This window comes from Actinoplanes couchii, assembly GCF_016862075.1.
Classification (GTDB): domain Bacteria; phylum Actinomycetota; class Actinomycetes; order Mycobacteriales; family Micromonosporaceae; genus Actinoplanes; species Actinoplanes couchii.
Genome location: NZ_BOMG01000023.1, coordinates 162,916 through 178,397 on the forward strand (window position 1 = coordinate 162,916; position 15,482 = coordinate 178,397).

The window sequence follows — 15,482 nt, forward strand, 5'->3', positions numbered from 1 at the left end:
TCGCCGGGAACAATAGACGCCATGCAGACCCGCACCGACCTACGCAACGTCGCCATCATCGCTCACGTCGACCATGGCAAAACCACCCTGGTCGACGCCATGCTGCGCCAGGGCAGCCAGTCCCACGCGCGTGGCGAGATGGCCGACCGCGTCATGGACTCCATGGACCTGGAGCGGGAAAAGGGCATCACCATCCTCGCCAAGAACACGGCGATCAGCTACCAGCCCGCCGAGGGCGACCCGGTCACCATCAACATCATCGACACCCCCGGCCACGCCGACTTCGGCGGTGAGGTCGAGCGCGGCCTCACCATGGTCGACGGTGTCGCCCTGCTCGTCGACGCGTCCGAGGGCCCGCTCCCGCAGACCCGCTTCGTGCTCCGCAAGGCCCTCGCCGCCAAGCTGCCGATCATCCTGATCATCAACAAGGTGGACCGGCCCGACGCCCGCATCAAAGAGGTCGTCGACGAGACCTACGAGCTGTTCCTCGACCTCGACGCCGACGAGCACCAGATCGAGTTCCCGATCGTCTACGCGTGTGCCCGTGACGGCATCGCCTCGCTGACCCAGCCCAAGGACGGCACCGTCCCCGAGGACAGCACCGACCTGGAGTCGCTGTTCAGCACCATCCTCAGCACCATCCCGGCGCCGAAGTACACCGAGGGCGCCCCGCTCCAGGCGCACGTGGTCAACCTCGACGCCTCGCCGTTCCTCGGCCGTCTCGCGCTCTGCCGCGTGCACGAGGGCACCATCCGCAAGGGCCAGACCGTGGCCTGGTGCAAGACCGACGGCACCATCAGCAACGTGCGCATCTCCGAGCTGCTGATCACCGAGGGCCTGGAGCGCAAGCCCGCCGAGAGCGCCGGCCCCGGCGACATCATCGCCCTCGCCGGCATCGCCGACATCATGATCGGTGAGACCCTCGCCGACGCGGAGAACCCGGTTCCGCTCCCCCTGATCCAGGTCGACGAGCCCGCCATCAGCATGGTCATCGGCACCAACACGTCGCCGATGGTCGGCAAGGTCAAGGGCGCCAAGGTCACCGCGCGCATGGTCAAGGACCGCCTCGACAAGGAGCTCATCGGCAACGTGTCGCTCCGCGTGCTGAACACCGACCGTCCCGACGCCTGGGAGGTCCAGGGTCGTGGCGAGCTGGCCCTGGCCATCCTGGTCGAGCAGATGCGCCGGGAGAACTACGAGCTGACCGTCGGCAAGCCGCAGGTCGTCACCAAAACCATCGACGGCAAGGTGCACGAGCCGGTCGAGCGTCTCACCATCGACGCCCCCGACGAGTACATGGGCGCCATCACCCAGCTCCTCTCCACCCGCAAGGGCCGGATGGAAGAGCTGATCAACCACGGCACCGGCTGGCTCCGCATGGAGTGGCTCGTCCCGGCCCGTGGCCTGATCGGTTTCCGCACCGAGTTCCTCACCGAGACCCGCGGCACCGGCATCATGCACCACCTGTTCGAGGCCTACGAGCCGTGGGTCGGCGAGCTGCGCACCCGCCAGAACGGTTCGCTCGTCGCCGACCGGGCCGGGGCCGTCACCGCCTTCGCGATGATCAACATCCAGGAGCGCGGCCAGCTCTTCGTCGAGCCCGCCACCGAGGTCTACGAAGGCATGATCATCGGCGAGAACTCCCGTGACGACGACATGGACGTCAACATCACCAAGGAGAAGAAGCTCACCAACATGCGCGCCGCCAGCGCGGACAACACCGAAAAGGTGATCCCGCCGCGGAAGCTGTCGCTCGAGCAGTCGCTGGAGTTCTGCCGCGAGGACGAGTGCGTGGAGGTCACGCCGGCTGCGGTCCGCATCCGGAAGGTCGTCCTGGACCAGAACGCTCGTGGCCGGGCTGCTGCTCGGCGTAAGCACCAGTAGGTTTTTCTCTGTTCGGCCCGTCCCTTTCTTTGGGGCGGGCCGAATTTTTGTCTCTCGGTTGTTGTGGGGACGGTTTTGGGCGGGCGTGGGTCACTCCGGGCGGTCAGGCTTGATCCCTCCGTGACCCACGCCCGCCCAAAACCTTGAGTTCAACCATTCGTGGTTCGGGTCGGCCTTTTTCTTGAGGTTCATTTATTTTTCTGGTACGTCGGGGGCAGCGCTCGTGGCCCGTCCGCCTGTTCAGGTCGTCCCGTGGCAGCGTCGGCTGGGGTGGGCGGTGATCTCACTTACCAAAGCAGGTAGGCCCTGTCTCCACCGAAAGCCCCACCTCCACAGCGACCACCGTCGCCCCCAGCAGCCCCGCCCCCTGGTAGCCCCGCCTCCACAACAGCCGCCACCGTCTCCGTTAGTCGCGCCTTCACAGCAGCCGCCGCCACCGTCTCCGTAGCCCCGCCCGACACGGCCACCGCCGTCTCCAGTGGCCCGCATGCGCCCAGCCGCGGCCCCGCAATGCGCCCTGCAGATCCGCGATGTGCCCAGCAACGCCCGCAATGCGCCCAGCCCGGACCGGCCAGCTCACCCCTGCTCACACCGCATCCGTCTTTCTTTCGCCTCCCGGCCCTTCTCCTTCTTCTCCCTCCCTTTCTTCTCCTTCGCCTTCTCTTCCTCCTTCGCCTTCGCTCCTGCCTTATTCACCGTTCGCCCCCTTCCTTCGCTGGGCGTTCGCCAGTCTTCCCGCCCGACGTTGACCGGCGGCTTTCCTCGCCTCGCCGGTATCGACCGCCCGCCGCTTCTCCTTCTCTCGCTGGGCGCTCGCCGACCTTCCCGGCCGTTGTCGCCCGCCCCACCTTTTTCACTTCGCCCGGCGTCCGCCAACCCTCTTGCCCGCCGTCAGCCGTCGCCCGACCTTCCCTCTCTCGCTTCGCCCGGCGCCCGCCAACCCTTCGGGCCGCCGCCCGGCCGCCCGTCTCCCCCTTCTCGTCCAGCCGGCGCCCACCAACCCTCCCGGCCCAGCGCGCGGCCACCACCGTGATCGTGTGACCGCTTCCGATCAGCTCGGCCCGGCAGCGCTCCAGGCTGCGACGGCGGATCAGGGCCACGACCGTGAGCGGCCGCCGCCCGGCCCCCACCGCCCGGCCGCCCACCTCCCCTTTCCCGCCTCGCCCGGCGCCCGCCAACCCTCCCGGCCGCCGTCAGGCCGCCCACCTCCCCCCTCTCGCCTCGCCCGACGCCCGCCAACCTCCCGGCCGCCCCGCCTCCTCTTTCCCGCCTCGCACGGCGCTCGCTGGCCCTCTTGGCCGCCGTCGTTCGCCGTCGCTCCCGGCCCGTCGCCGTTGTCCTCTCGTGGCTTCTGGCTGGCTGATGGGATCTCGCCTCGCCTGGTCACCGCGGGCTCGCCCGCTCGCCGCGACGGGATCGCCGGGCATCACTCGCCCGCCGGGGGCCGGATTGCCAGCGCTGGCGAGTCCGGGGCGCTCCGCCTCGGCCCGCTATCGGCTGCCCGGCTGTCGTCCTCGTCCTCGTCCTCGTCCTCGCCTTGCTGGTCTGGTCTGGCTGGTCTGGTCTGGCTGGTGGGGGTGGGGTGGGACGGCGAAAGGCCCGGGCGGCTGCTGCCGTCCGGGCCTTTCGCGGGGTTTTGGTTAGTTTGGCGGGGTGGTGACTACCAGGTCCCTTTTTCGGTCTCGGGAGGTTTTGATCAGGCTGGCTACTGTGGCTACCGCCAGCGTGCCGAGGATCACCAGGAGGGAGAGCCAGATCGGGATCTCCGGTGCCCAGTGGAAGCCTTCGCCGCCGTTGATGAAGGAGATGTTGTTGGTGTGCAGGGCCTCCAGGACCAGCTTCACACCGATGAAGGCGAGCACCACGGCCAGGCCGATGTTGAGGTAGACGAGGCGTTCGAGCAGTCCGCCGAGCAGGAAGAACAGCTGGCGCAGGCCCATCAGCGCGAAGACGTTCGCGGTGAAGACCAGGTACGGCTCCTTGGTGATGCCGAAGATCGCCGGGATCGAGTCGAGCGCGAAGATCAGGTCCGTGGTGCCGATCGCGATCATCACGATGAGCATCGGGGTGAACAGGCGCTTGCCGGTGTCGGAGACGGTGCTGAACCGGCCGTCGCCGAAGGACGAGGAGAGCGGCAGCGCCCGCTTCGCCCACCGGATCAGGATGTTCTCCTTGAACTCGTCGGACTCGTCTTCGCCCTTGACCAGCGTGAACGCCGTGTAGACGAGGAACGCGCCGAAGATGTAGAAGACCCAGGAGAACTGGGAGATCAGCGCGGCGCCGGCGGCGATGAACGCGCCGCGCATGACGAGCGCGAGCACGATGCCGATCAGCAGCACCTTCTGCTGAAGATGTCTCGGCACCGCGAAGCGGGCCATGATGATCACGAAGACGAACAGGTTGTCGACGCTCAGCGAGTACTCGGTGAGCCAGCCGGTGTAGAACTCACCGGCGGCCTGCCCGCCCGCGGTGAACCAGAGCCCGATGCCGAAGAGCACGGCGAGCCCGACGTAGAAGGTGACCCATCCGCCGGCCTCTTTCATGCTGGGTTCGTGCGGGCGGCGGCCGATGATGAGCAGATCGACGGCCATGACCACGATGAGCGCGACGAGAGTGGCAGCCCACACCCAGGGTGAAACGATCAAAACAGGACCTCCGGCAGACACGAGTCGTCGCTGCGCCCACCCATGATCGGCTGAGAACAGCGACGTGCGACTGTCGGAGGTCTCTTCCGCCGCGGTGACGTCCGCAACGCGACGTCCGCGACCACCGGTCCCGGGCCCACCGTGAGGTGTTCCGTGCTGACGAGGCCGATGCGGGGGAATACTCCCCTCCCACAGCGCCATTGTTACGCATACTCGGCGCGAACGGCACACCGGGAGACCAAGGAGTGGTACGGCTCGCGGCCAAACCGCCCATCCGGCCGGTATCGACCTACGCCGTTTCCGCCCGGTCAGGGCCGGACGTCACCCGTGGAGCCGCCGCTCATACTCAGCGTACGCGCCGGCAGGCGGATTTCCCCTTTGTTCAGAGTGTGCACGTCCCCGTCGGGCGTCCTAGTACGCTGCCGATTTGGACACGTATGCGACGCTGGCCGACATGGTTCTCGAAGTCACGCTGATCGACGTTCTCCCCGGCCGCGAGCACGAGTTCGTGAACGCCTACGAGGTGGCCCGCCCCGTGGTCGCCGAGGCCCCCGGCTGCCGGTCGATCCGCTTGCGGCGCGGCGTGGAGGCCCCCACCAGGTTCGTCCTGATGACCGAGTGGGACAGCATCGAGGCCCACGAGCACAATTTCCGCCGCACCGACCGCCTGGCCCAGTGGCGCGCCCTGATCGGCGGCGCACTCGCCCAGCCCCCCATGGCCGAATACTTCACCGACATCCACTGAAGCCGGAACCCCGAAGATCAACCCCCGATTGCCGCCGTACGACGGATCAGGCGCAGCCCCGATTCATTCGACAGTGGGATCACCTCGGGTGAGGCAGTAGACGCCCCCGGCCGGATCACGCATCGTCGTCCAGGCCGGCCACTCCCCCACGAAGACAGCCCCCAGAGTCTCGTGCCAACCCCGGGTAGCAGGCCGGTCGGCGGACGCCACGTCCAGATGCGCCGAAGCCGCCCGCTCCTCCCCGAGCCGTTGGAAGAGAACCCGGACGGGCACCGGCACCACCGGCCAGAGCCGGGAGAACACCGGCAGCCCACTGACGTCCCGCTCCCACCCGGTGATCGAGGCCCAGAAGTCCACCTCGGCATCGAACCGTGACGGCGGAACGTCGAGGCACACCTGATGCACCCGGCTGACCCCACCAGCGGGGTCACGGAAGGGCCGAGGCCGCCGGGATTCCCCTTTCCAGGGCGCCACACAGAACAGCAGCCCCGCCGGCGAAGCGAGAACCCGCCACACCCCGTGGTCAGCGACAACCGAGGCACCGGCGGCCACGGCCCGCTCCGAGAACACCCGCACGTCATCAACGGACAGATCCAGGTGCACCCCGCCACTCCCGGAGTGGACCCCTTGGATCTCCAGCCACTCATCCGAGTCCGAGCTGGTGAGCCCGACGAACCCGGCCACGTTCTCGGCCCGGATCCCACACCCGGTGACCGCACTCCAGAACTCGGCGGCCACCCCCAGCTCACCCACCGGCCGATCGATACACGCGCTGACCCAGCGAATCACGCTCACACCTCCTGAAACCGCCCCCGCCGCCCACGATCCCGGAACCCGATCCGCCGATAGAGCTCCGAGGCCGGATTGTCGACGTTGACGCAGAGCCACGACTCACGCATCCCGGAGGCCGAGGCCCGCCGCAACGACTCCCGGATCAGAGCGGCCCCCACTCCCCGCCCCCGAGCCGAGGGCACCACCCCGACCTGCACGATCCACCCCTCAGTGGCGGTGACAAACCCGGCGTCCCCTACCCCAGGCAGGGAGACCAGCAGAGACCAGTCCTCCCGGAAGTCGTCCTCCTCCACAGTCTCCGAGATCCACTCCTCAGCCGAGGGATCCGGAAACCCAGGACGTTCCCGAAACGAGTCCACATAAACGGCATGAAACCGCTCAGCCACGTCCGGCCCCCACTCCACGACGGAGGCCCTCTCCGGCAGCCCCGACTCACTGGAGAAGTCCGCGGCGGCAAGGTCGAAGCTCATGACGTCCTCAGCAAAGACCTGCCGGAACCCACGGCCGGCGAACAGACCCAGAACCCCGTCCGAGACCCCTTCACTCTCCAGAGTCACGCCCCCACCAAGATCCCGGGCAGCCGCAAGAGCCGTATCCAGAAGCCGCCCCCCGATCCCCCGCTCCCGAAACCCCGGATCCACCAGCCCGACAACCGAGGCCCCGTCGCGCCCAGGCCGAACAGCAGCCGCCGCGACAACCTGATCCCCGTCCCGCACGACAAAGGCCCGCCCGTCATCCCGAAGCCACCGGCTACGCACAAACCAGGGCTCAGCAGCCAGCGGAAGCCCACCATCAGCCGAAAGACACCGCCGAACCAGTCGAACAACCGCGTCTTCAGAAGGCGAGGCCCAGGGCTCGACAGCAGGAAAGCCAGAGGAGGTCATGCCGCAACCCTAGGGAGACCGCTCCGAGCAGGCGAACGGTTATCACCGCACGTTCGAACAAAAGGTTTTCGGGCGGGCATGGTTCACGGAGGGATCAAGCCTGACCGCCCGGAGTGAGCCATGCCCGCCCGAAAACCGTCCCTCCGGCGAACCCCGGAGAGAACTACTTGACCCCAGCCGCGTCCATCCCCCGAAGCTCCTTCTTGAGCTCGGAAACCTCATCCCGAATCCGGGCGGCAAGCTCGAACTGAAGATCCCGGGCAGCCCCCAGCATCTGCTCACTGAGGTCCTGAATCAACTGAGCAAGCTCAGCCCGGGCCATCCCCGCACGAGCCGGAACAGCAGCGGCCTTCCCGCGGGACCGGGTCTCCGGAACCGGAGCCTTCCCCCGGGACATCTGCCGCCCCGCCCCACCGACGAGCGCCCCGGAAACGGCCTCGTCGGTGTCCTCGGCCTCCTTGTAGATGTCGTCGAGAATGTCGTGGATCTTCTTACGCAGAGCCTGCGGCTGGATCCCGTGGGCCTCGTTGTGAGCGATCTGCTTGGCCCGCCGGCGATCGGTCTCGTCGATGGCGTTCCGCATCGAGGGCGTGATCTTGTCCGCGTACATGTGGACCTCGCCGGACACGTTACGGGCGGCACGCCCGATGGTCTGGATCAGCGATCGTCCACTGCGCAGGAACCCCTCCTTGTCGGCGTCGAGGATCGCGACCAGCGACACCTCGGGAAGGTCGAGGCCCTCCCGGAGCAGGTTGATGCCGACGAGGACGTCGTAGTCGCCCTTACGCAGCTCCTTGAGCAGCTCGACCCGGCGCAGGGTGTCCACCTCGGAGTGCAGGTAGCGAACCCGGATCCCGTTCTCCAGGAGATAGTCGGTGAGGTCCTCGGCCATCTTCTTGGTTAGCGTGGTGACCAGGACCCGCTCGTCGCGATCGGTGCGCAGCTGGATCTCGTGCATCAGGTCGTCGATCTGGCCCTTGGTGGGTTTGACGACGACCTGCGGGTCGACCAGCCCGGTGGGCCGGATGACCTGCTCGACGAACTCGCCCTGGGCCTGCTCCATCTCCCAGTTTCCCGGGGTGGCGGAGAGGAAGACCATCTGCCCGACGCGCTCCAGGAACTCGTCGAACCGCAGCGGCCGGTTGTCGGCGGCGCTGGGCAGCCGGAACCCGTGCTCGATCAGGATCCGTTTGCGGGAGGCGTCCCCCTCATACATCCCGCCGATCTGCGGGATGCTGACGTGCGACTCGTCGATGACGGTGACGAAGTCGTCGGGGAAGTAGTCGAGCAGCGTGTACGCCGGCTCGCCGAAGGTCCGCCCGTCCATGTGCATCGAGTAGTTCTCGATGCCGTTGCAGAAGCCGACCTGGCGCATCATCTCGATGTCGTAGGTGGTCCGCATCCGCAGACGCTGGGCCTCGAGGAGCTTGCCCTGGCGCTCGAACTCGGCGAGCCGCTCGGCCAGCTCGGCCTCGATGTCGTTGATCGCCCGTTCCATCCGCTCCGGGCCCGCGCCGTAGTGCGTCGCCGGGAAGATGATCAGCTCGTCGACCTCGCGGACCACCTCGCCGGTGAGCGGGTGCAGGTAGTAGAGCTTCTCCACCTCGTCGCCGAACAGCTCGATGCGGATCGCGAGCTCTTCGTACGCCGGGATGATCTCCAGGGTGTCGCCGCGCACCCGGAACGTGCCGCGCTGGAAGGACATGTCGTTCCGCGCGTACTGGATGTCGACCAGACGGCGGAGCAGCTTGTCGCGGTTGACGTCCTCGCCGACCTTGACCCGGACGGCGCGATCCACATATTCCTGCGGGGTGCCGAGACCGTAGATCGCGCTGACGGTGGCGACCACGATCGTGTCGCGCCGGGTCAGCAGGGACATGGTGGCCGAGTGCCGCAGCCGCTCGACCTCCTCGTTGACCGACGAGTCCTTCTCGATGTAGGTGTCGGTCTGCGCGATGTAGGCCTCTGGCTGGTAATAGTCGTAGTAACTGACGAAATATTCGACGGCGTTGTTGGGCAGCAGCTCCCGGAACTCCTTGGCGAGCTGCGCGCACAGTGTCTTGTTGGGAGCCAGCACCAGCGCCGGCCGTTGCAGCCGCTCGATGAGCCAGGCCGTGGTGGCGCTCTTGCCGGTGCCGGTCGCGCCGAGCAGCACGGTGTTGCGGTCGCCGTGGCGGACCCGCCGCTCCAGCTCGTCGATCGCGGCGGGCTGGTCACCTGCCGGTTTGTAGTCGCTGACGACCTCGAACCGGCCGTCGAGTCGTGGGATGTCGAGCGCCATGCCACCACCGTACGTCGGGGGTACGACAAGTTTCGGCCCGGCCCGCGGGCGGCCCGGTGCCGGGTGGATCCCGGCGTGATCCGGCGTGCTGAGGGTGCACAATCAGTGCGTTGCCGGTCCCGCGGGGGCCGCTTAGCCTTGGCGTGGAGGCTGCCCGCGGCGGCCGCCGGCGCCGGGCCGAGAGTTCCGCCCGCACCGTGGTCGATGCGCTCCCGGACGCCCTGGCGAGAGCACCCTCGGTGGGTCACGCACGACGTGATCCGGCCGCCGCGAGGACCTCCGAACCCCGATCAAGAGCCACACCCCGCCTCTCCGGTACGGGTGGGAAGAGCGCCCGTGGCCCCGGGTGGGAAGAGCGCCCGCGGCCCGTCCCCAGCGGGAACAGGTGCCCGTGGCCCGTGGCCTAGCGCTCCGGCTGCCACCCCGTCGCGATCGCCCAGTCGTCGGCCGCGATCGCCTCCGCCTCGAACCACGGCTCCTTCGCGTCCGCGTACCCCAACCGGTCCTGATGGTCGAGGGCCAACCGTGCCTTGGCCGCCGCGTAGGAGTCCCGCGCCTCCGGCACCGCCCGCAGGTGGTCGCGCATCAGCAGCGCGAACCGCCAGCCCGGCGAACCGGTGACCCGGACGTGCAGATTGACCCGGTACCCCGGGTCGGCGCAGCCGTGCAGCCGCTTCGGCCAGGTCCCGCCGGGAATTCCGTGCGCGTGATCCGACCAGGTCCCGGGCCGTTGCGGGAACCCGGCGGCGCCGAGCGGACCGGCCAGCGCGTCCGCCTCCTCCAGGGTCCGCACCCCGATCATCAGGTCGATGATGTCCTTGGCCGGCAGCCCGGGCACCGCCGTCGATCCGATGTGGTGCACGCCGACGTGATCACCGGCGTGGCCGTCCAGGGCGTGCCGGATCCGGGCGATCAGCCGGTCCGCCGTGCACGGCCACCCCGGATCGGGCTGCACGATGCGCAACTCCGGGCTTTTCCTGACGGACCGCCCGGACCGCAGATTCCGCTCGAATTCCACCAGCCGGTCCCGCCACAGCTCGTCCACCCGCGCGTGCAGGGCGTCCAGATCGTCCCCGTTCGCCAGGAGCACGTCCCCGGCGGCACGTCGCTGCTGGTCGTCGGCCTGCGCGTCGATGCGGGCGTTCGCCTCGGCCTCGGACAGACCACGGATCCGGGTGAGACGTTCCAGCCGCACGGCGCGGTCCGCCATCACCACGATCACCAGCTGGTACGAGGGAGCGAGCCCCGTCTCCACCAGCAGCGGAACATCGTTCACCACGATCGCGTCCGGGGCGGCCGCGTGGGTCAGGGCGACCGCCCGGGCCCGTACCCGCGGATGAATGATCTTCTCCAGACGACGTCGCGCGGCCGTGTCACCGAAGACTCGCGCCCCCAGCGCCGGCCGGTCCAGCGCGCCCTCCGCGGTCAGCACGCCGTCGCCGAACGCCGCGACGATCTCGGCCAGCCCGCCGGTGCCCGGCTCGACCACCTCGCGAGACAGCAGATCGGAGTCGATGATCACCGCACCGCGCTCGGCGAGACGCTTCGCGACCGCGCTCTTGCCCGCACCGATTCCGCCCGTCAGCCCGACTCTCAGCATGGGGTCAAGTATCCCGGTGCGGGTGGCCCGCCGGTGCCCGGGAGGTGACGTCTTCAACCATGGCGAAAGGCCGCCCCGACAGGTGTCGGGACGGCCTTCCGGTGGTACTACCTACCGCTTACCGCGGGGATCAGTCGCTGCCGTCGGCGGGCCCTCCGTCGGCTCGGCGCCTGCTCCCCAGGCTCACCGCTGGATCAGCTCTTGCCGCCGGCCAGCTTCTCGCGCAGAGCGGCGAGAGCCTCGTCGGTGGCCAGGGTGCCGACCGGCTCCTCGGCGGAACGCGTCGAGGTCGACGAGCTCGTGGAGGAGGAAGAGGACGACGAGGACGAGGTCACGCCGCCGACCGGAGCCGGGTTGAGCGCGGCCTCGGCGTCGGCCTCGCGGGACGCCTGAACCTGCTTGGTGTGGGCCTCCCAGCGCTCGCGGGCGTCGGCGTACTGCTTCTCCCACGTCTCGCGCTGCTTGTCGAAGCCCTCGAGCCACTCACCCGTCTCGGGGTCGAAGCCCTCCGGGTAAATGTAGTTGCCCTCGTTGTCGTACGTGGCGGCCATGCCGTACAGCGTCGGGTCGAAGTGCTCCTCGCCCTCGACGAAGTTCTCGTTGGCCTGCTTGAGCGACAGCGAGATCCGGCGACGCTCGAGGTCGATGTCGATGACCTTGACGAGGACGTCCGAACCGACCTGGACGACCTGCTCGGGCAGCTCGACGTGACGCTCGGCCAGCTCGGAGATGTGCACCAGGCCCTCGATGCCGTCGTCGACGCGGACGAACGCGCCGAACGGAACCAGCTTGGTGACCTTGCCCGGCACGATCTGGTTGATCGCGTGGGTCCGGGCGAACTGACGCCACGGGTCTTCCTGGGTCGCCTTCAGCGACAGCGAGACGCGCTCGCGGTCCAGGTCGACGTCGAGCACCTCGACCTCGACCTCCTGGCCGACCTCGACGACCTCGGAGGGGTGGTCGATGTGCTTCCAGGAGAGCTCGGAGACGTGCACGAGGCCGTCCACGCCACCCAGGTCAACGAAGGCACCGAAGTTGACGATGGAGGACACGACGCCCTTGCGGACCTGGCCCTTCTGCAGCTTGTTGAGGAACTCGGTGCGAACCTCGGACTGCGTCTGCTCGAGCCAGGCGCGGCGGGACAGAACCACGTTGTTGCGGTTCTTGTCCAGCTCGATGATCTTCGCCTCGAGCTCGCGGCCGACGTACGGCTGCAGGTCGCGGACACGACGCATCTCCACCAGCGAAGCCGGCAGGAAGCCACGGAGACCGATGTCGAGGATGAGGCCACCCTTGACGACCTCGATGACGGAGCCGCGAACGACGCCGTCGTCTTCCTTGATCTTCTCGATGGTGCCCCACGCGCGCTCGTACTGCGCACGCTTCTTCGAGAGGATCAGGCGACCTTCCTTGTCCTCCTTGGTGAGGACGAGGGCTTCGATGTGGTCACCGACCGACACCACTTCCGCGGGGTCCACGTCATGCTTGATCGACAACTCGCGCGAGGGGATGACGCCCTCGGTCTTGTAGCCGATGTCGAGCAGGACCTCGTCCCGATCGACCTTGACGACGGTGCCTTCGACAATGTCGCCGTCGTTGAAGTACTTGATGGTCTCGTCGATGGCTGCGAGGAATGCTTCCTCGGAACCGAGATCGTCGATCGTGACCCGGTTGGCGCTCGAGGTGGCCTCGATGCTGCTCGTCATGTGGACAGTTGCTCCGAACGGATGGGATTAGTGGTGTCGCGCGCACTCCACGGAACTGCCGCCGGAAACGACACGAGCGAGCCACACGACCACCCGGAGGGCGGTCTCATCAAAGCAGTCGATCATGCCGGGACCGGCGACCACGGAACCTGCTCCCTGCCGAGGTACACGTTCCGCGAGCGCATCGACTAGCTTACCGTGCGCATTACCACAGGTTGCAAGCCCTCCCGACTACAGCGGCACATTGTCGGTCGAGAACCCGCCATCATGCCCCTTATGGGCCGAATACGGACGGCCGACACGCCTGCCGTACCGTTGCCGGGTGACCTCGTCCCACTCGTCCGATGCCCCTTCGCCGGGCGACAGCGCCGTGCCGCGCGTCACCGAGACCGAGGCCCGCCGGGCGAACCGGGCCTGGTGGGACCTCGACGCCGACGATTATCAGGACGAGCACGGCGCCTTCCTCGGCGACGTCGACTTCGTCTGGTGCCCCGAGCGGCTGCGCGAGGCCGACGCACGGCTGCTGGGGGACGTACGCGGGAAAAGGATCCTGGAACTGGGGGCCGGCGCCGCCGCCGCCAGCCGCTGGCTGCGACGTGAGGGAGCTCACCCGGTCGCCCTGGATCTGTCGGCCGGCATGCTGCGGCACGCCGCCGACGCGGCCGGGCGCAGCGGGGTGCGGGTGCCGTTGGTGCAGGCCGACGGGATGGTCCTGCCGTTCGCCGACGCCAGCTTCGACATCGTGTGCACCGCCTTCGGCGCGATCCCCTTCGTCGCCGACTCGGCGGCGGCGATGCGCGAGGTCGCCCGGGTGCTGCGCCCCGGCGGCAGCTGGGTCTTCTCGGTCACACACCCGATGCGCTGGATCTTCTGGGACGAGCCGGACGAGAGCGGCCTACTGGCCCGCAATTCCTATTTCGACCGTACGCCGTACGTGGAACGCGATGACTCCGGCACCGTCACCTACCTGGAACAACACCGCACCCTGGGCGACCGGGTGCGCGAGTTGGTGGGTGCCGGGTTTGTGCTCCGCGACCTGATCGAGCCGGAATGGCCGAAGGGGCACGAGCAGATCTGGGGCCAGTGGAGCCCACTGCGGGGGCGGCTGTTCCCGGGGACCGCCATCTTCGTCTGTGACCTGCCCAAGCGCTGACGCCCTTTTCTGCCGCCCTCCCGCCGCCCCCTTCTCCGCGTCTCCTGCCGCTTCCCCTCCGCGTCTCCTGCCGCTTCCCCTCCACCTCCCCTCTCCACTTCTCCCGCCGTTCCCCTTCACACCCCTCCCGCCCCTCCTGCCGTTCCCCTCCGTCGCTCTTGCGACCCTCCTCCCGCCTTCTCTTGCGGCCGCTCTGTTTCCTGGCCGGGCCGGCGGGTATCCGAGGCCTATGGCAAAAACTAACGAAAGCCTCGAAAAGGGCGAGAAGGTCAGCTGGCGGAGCCACGGCGAGACCGTTCACGGCACCGTCCAGCGAAAGATCACCAAACGGACCACGGCGGCCGGACGAACCGTGGCGGCGTCCTCAGAGGAGCCGCAGTACCAGGTCAAGAGCGACAAAACCGGCAATGAGGCGGTCCACAAGCCGACGGCGCTGCGACATGACTGACACCGGGGTGTACGGCGATTTCCACCAGGCTGTGAACATGACCGCCACCGAACTGCGGCGCTGGCTGGACACCTCCGACTCCAAGGCCGCCGGCCAGAAGAAGGAGAACGGCCGGAAGAACGCCGCCGATCAGAAGGCCGGCGAAAAGGCGGAGCAGAGGGGCCGGCAGGGGGCCGAGCAGAAAAGCGACCAGAAGACGGGGCAGAAGGCCGGGCAGGGCACCGAGCAGAAGAGCGACCAGAAGGCGGGGAAGGACAGTCAAGAGGCGGGGCAGAAGGGCGGAACCGGCCCGGAGTCGACCGGCCACGCCTCCGGCCGCAAGATCGTCACCATTCTCGGCAAGAAGAAGACCGATCTCACCGAAGCCGACGAGAAGCACATGCAGAAGGTCGTCGGTTACGTACACCGCCACATGGCCCAGCGCCCATCCGGCGACATCACCGACACCCGCTGGCGCCACTCCTTGATGAACTGGGGCCACGACCCCTTGAAGAACTGACCGCCCAGAGCACCCGGCCCACTCACGCCCATCAGACCCGCCCGCCCACTCACGGCCACCAGACCCGCCCGGTTGCCCCTTCGCCCGGTTGCCCCTTCGCCCGGTTGCCCCTTCGCCCGGTCGCCCCTTCGCCCGGTCGCCCCTCCGCCTGCTCGCCCGTTCACGCCCACCCGTCCGGACGAGGGACTGCCCACCCGCTCACCCTTCGCCCACTCGCCCCTTCGCCTAGCCGCCCTCCGCCTGCTCGCCCGTTCACGCCCATCCGTCCGGACGAGGGACCGCCGCGCGCTCGCCCGTCCGCGCCCGCTCCCGCCCACTTGCGTCTCCGCCCGCTCGCGCCCACCCGTCCGGACGAGGGACCACCGTCCGCTCGCCCATCCGCGCACGCACCCACTCCCGCCCACCCGCCCACTCGCCCGCTCGCGCCCACCCGTCCGGATGAGGGGCCGCCGCCCGCTCGCCCATCCGCTCCGCCCCCGCGCACCCGTGCACGCTCGCCCGAGCAAGGGTCCGCCGTGCCGGTTGGGCCCCGGCCAAAGCGCACGGTGCCAGTCGACCGCACAATCGGCGGCCGAGGGCCGTCTCCGACCGCGGATTCACAGACCGGGAATCTCCCGTCCCGGAGTCAACGCCGGGCAGTTACGTCAAACCAGAGCCTGACGTTCACCGGAGCCGGAGCCTGGACCGGAGCTTGGGCCGAAGTCGAAGCCTGGGCCTGGGCTCAGACCGGAGTCGGGGCCTGGGCCAAAGCCGGGGTCTGGGCCGGGGACTGGACCTGGACCGGGGACTGGGTCTGGACCGGGGACTGGACCTGGACCGGGGACTGGGTCTGGACCGGGGACTGG

10 protein-coding genes and 2 pseudogenes are annotated in these 15,482 nt (G+C 68.6%); 6 read left to right on the plus strand and 6 right to left on the minus strand.

Annotated elements, in window-relative coordinates; genetic code table 11:
- Window positions 1-21: 21 nt before the first annotated feature.
- Window positions 22-1,884 (plus strand): translational GTPase TypA, encoded by a 1,863-nt coding sequence (typA, locus tag Aco03nite_RS05850; RefSeq protein ID WP_203793707.1) that lies wholly within the window; start codon window positions 22-24, stop codon window positions 1,882-1,884.
- Between the two features lie 1,640 nt (window positions 1,885-3,524).
- Here the strand turns inward: typA and Aco03nite_RS05855 are convergent.
- Window positions 3,525-4,475 carry a TerC family protein gene (locus tag Aco03nite_RS05855; protein ID WP_373872575.1) on the minus strand — a complete coding sequence of 317 codons (951 nt, stop codon included), beginning with the start codon at window positions 4,473-4,475 and terminating at the stop codon, window positions 3,525-3,527.
- A gap of 508 nt (window positions 4,476-4,983) precedes the next feature.
- Here Aco03nite_RS05855 and Aco03nite_RS05860 point away from each other — a divergent pair.
- Window positions 4,984-5,274 (plus strand): antibiotic biosynthesis monooxygenase family protein, encoded by a 291-nt coding sequence (locus Aco03nite_RS05860; protein ID WP_203793730.1) that lies wholly within the window; start codon window positions 4,984-4,986, stop codon window positions 5,272-5,274.
- 63 nt (window positions 5,275-5,337) lie between these two features.
- Here the strand turns inward: Aco03nite_RS05860 and Aco03nite_RS05865 are convergent, their stop codons facing one another.
- The 5 genes from Aco03nite_RS05865 to rpsA all read right to left on the minus strand — a co-directional run bounded on the left by Aco03nite_RS05865 (window position 5,338) and on the right by rpsA (window position 12,537).
- On the minus strand, window positions 5,338-6,162 hold the full coding sequence (locus tag Aco03nite_RS05865) for a VOC family protein (RefSeq protein ID WP_373872571.1): 825 nt from the start codon (window positions 6,160-6,162) through the stop codon (window positions 5,338-5,340).
- Window positions 6,066-6,950: a GNAT family N-acetyltransferase gene (locus Aco03nite_RS53995; protein WP_203793710.1), complete on the minus strand. Its 885-nt coding sequence runs from the start codon at window positions 6,948-6,950 to the stop codon at window positions 6,066-6,068. Before Aco03nite_RS53995 ends, Aco03nite_RS05865 begins: the two co-directional genes overlap by 97 nt.
- A 163-nt stretch (window positions 6,951-7,113) precedes the next feature.
- Window positions 7,114-9,231, minus strand: coding sequence for an excinuclease ABC subunit UvrB (gene uvrB, locus Aco03nite_RS05875; RefSeq protein ID WP_203793711.1), 2,118 nt, complete (start codon window positions 9,229-9,231; stop codon window positions 7,114-7,116).
- 403 nt (window positions 9,232-9,634) lie between these two features.
- Window positions 9,635-10,831, minus strand: a complete 1,197-nt coding sequence (coaE, locus tag Aco03nite_RS05880; RefSeq protein ID WP_203793712.1) for a dephospho-CoA kinase — start codon at window positions 10,829-10,831, stop codon at window positions 9,635-9,637.
- Between the two features lie 194 nt (window positions 10,832-11,025).
- On the minus strand, window positions 11,026-12,537 hold the full coding sequence (rpsA, locus tag Aco03nite_RS05885) for a 30S ribosomal protein S1 (protein ID WP_203793713.1): 1,512 nt from the start codon (window positions 12,535-12,537) through the stop codon (window positions 11,026-11,028).
- Window positions 12,538-12,859: 322 nt separating this feature from the next.
- Between rpsA and Aco03nite_RS05890 the strand changes: the two genes are divergently transcribed.
- The 4 genes and pseudogenes from Aco03nite_RS05890 to Aco03nite_RS52690 form a co-directional block, all read left to right on the plus strand.
- On the plus strand, window positions 12,860-13,690 hold the full coding sequence (locus Aco03nite_RS05890; protein WP_239144940.1) for a class I SAM-dependent methyltransferase: 831 nt from the start codon (window positions 12,860-12,862) through the stop codon (window positions 13,688-13,690).
- A gap of 229 nt (window positions 13,691-13,919) precedes the next feature.
- On the plus strand, window positions 13,920-14,138 hold the full coding sequence (locus Aco03nite_RS05895; protein ID WP_203793714.1) for a hypervirulence associated TUDOR domain-containing protein: 219 nt from the start codon (window positions 13,920-13,922) through the stop codon (window positions 14,136-14,138).
- A pseudogene (locus Aco03nite_RS55120) lies at window positions 14,131-14,211 on the plus strand (DUF3140 domain-containing protein); the annotation flags it as partial. The gene Aco03nite_RS05895 and the pseudogene Aco03nite_RS55120, both read left to right, overlap by 8 nt.
- A 180-nt stretch (window positions 14,212-14,391) precedes the next feature.
- Window positions 14,392-14,637: pseudogene (locus tag Aco03nite_RS52690) on the plus strand (DUF3140 domain-containing protein); the annotation flags it as partial.
- Window positions 14,638-15,482 lie beyond the last annotated feature (845 nt).

Bases quoted from the DNA above. Each gene is read 5' to 3' on its own strand.
- uvrB (WP_203793711.1), bottom strand. From the start codon at position 9,231: ATGGCGCTCGACATCCCACGACTCGACGGCCGGTTCGAGGTCGTCAGC.
- Aco03nite_RS05855 (WP_373872575.1), bottom strand. From the start codon at position 4,475: ATGGCCGTCGATCTGCTCATCATCGGCCGCCGCCCGCACGAACCCAGC.
- rpsA (WP_203793713.1), bottom strand. From the start codon at position 12,537: ATGACGAGCAGCATCGAGGCCACCTCGAGCGCCAACCGGGTCACGATC.
- Aco03nite_RS05895 (WP_203793714.1), top strand. From the start codon at position 13,920: ATGGCAAAAACTAACGAAAGCCTCGAAAAGGGCGAGAAGGTCAGCTGG.
- typA (WP_203793707.1), top strand. From the start codon at position 22: ATGCAGACCCGCACCGACCTACGCAACGTCGCCATCATCGCTCACGTC.
- Aco03nite_RS53995 (WP_203793710.1), bottom strand. From the start codon at position 6,950: ATGACCTCCTCTGGCTTTCCTGCTGTCGAGCCCTGGGCCTCGCCTTCT.
- Aco03nite_RS05860 (WP_203793730.1), top strand. From the start codon at position 4,984: ATGGTTCTCGAAGTCACGCTGATCGACGTTCTCCCCGGCCGCGAGCAC.
- coaE (WP_203793712.1), bottom strand. From the start codon at position 10,831: ATGCTGAGAGTCGGGCTGACGGGCGGAATCGGTGCGGGCAAGAGCGCG.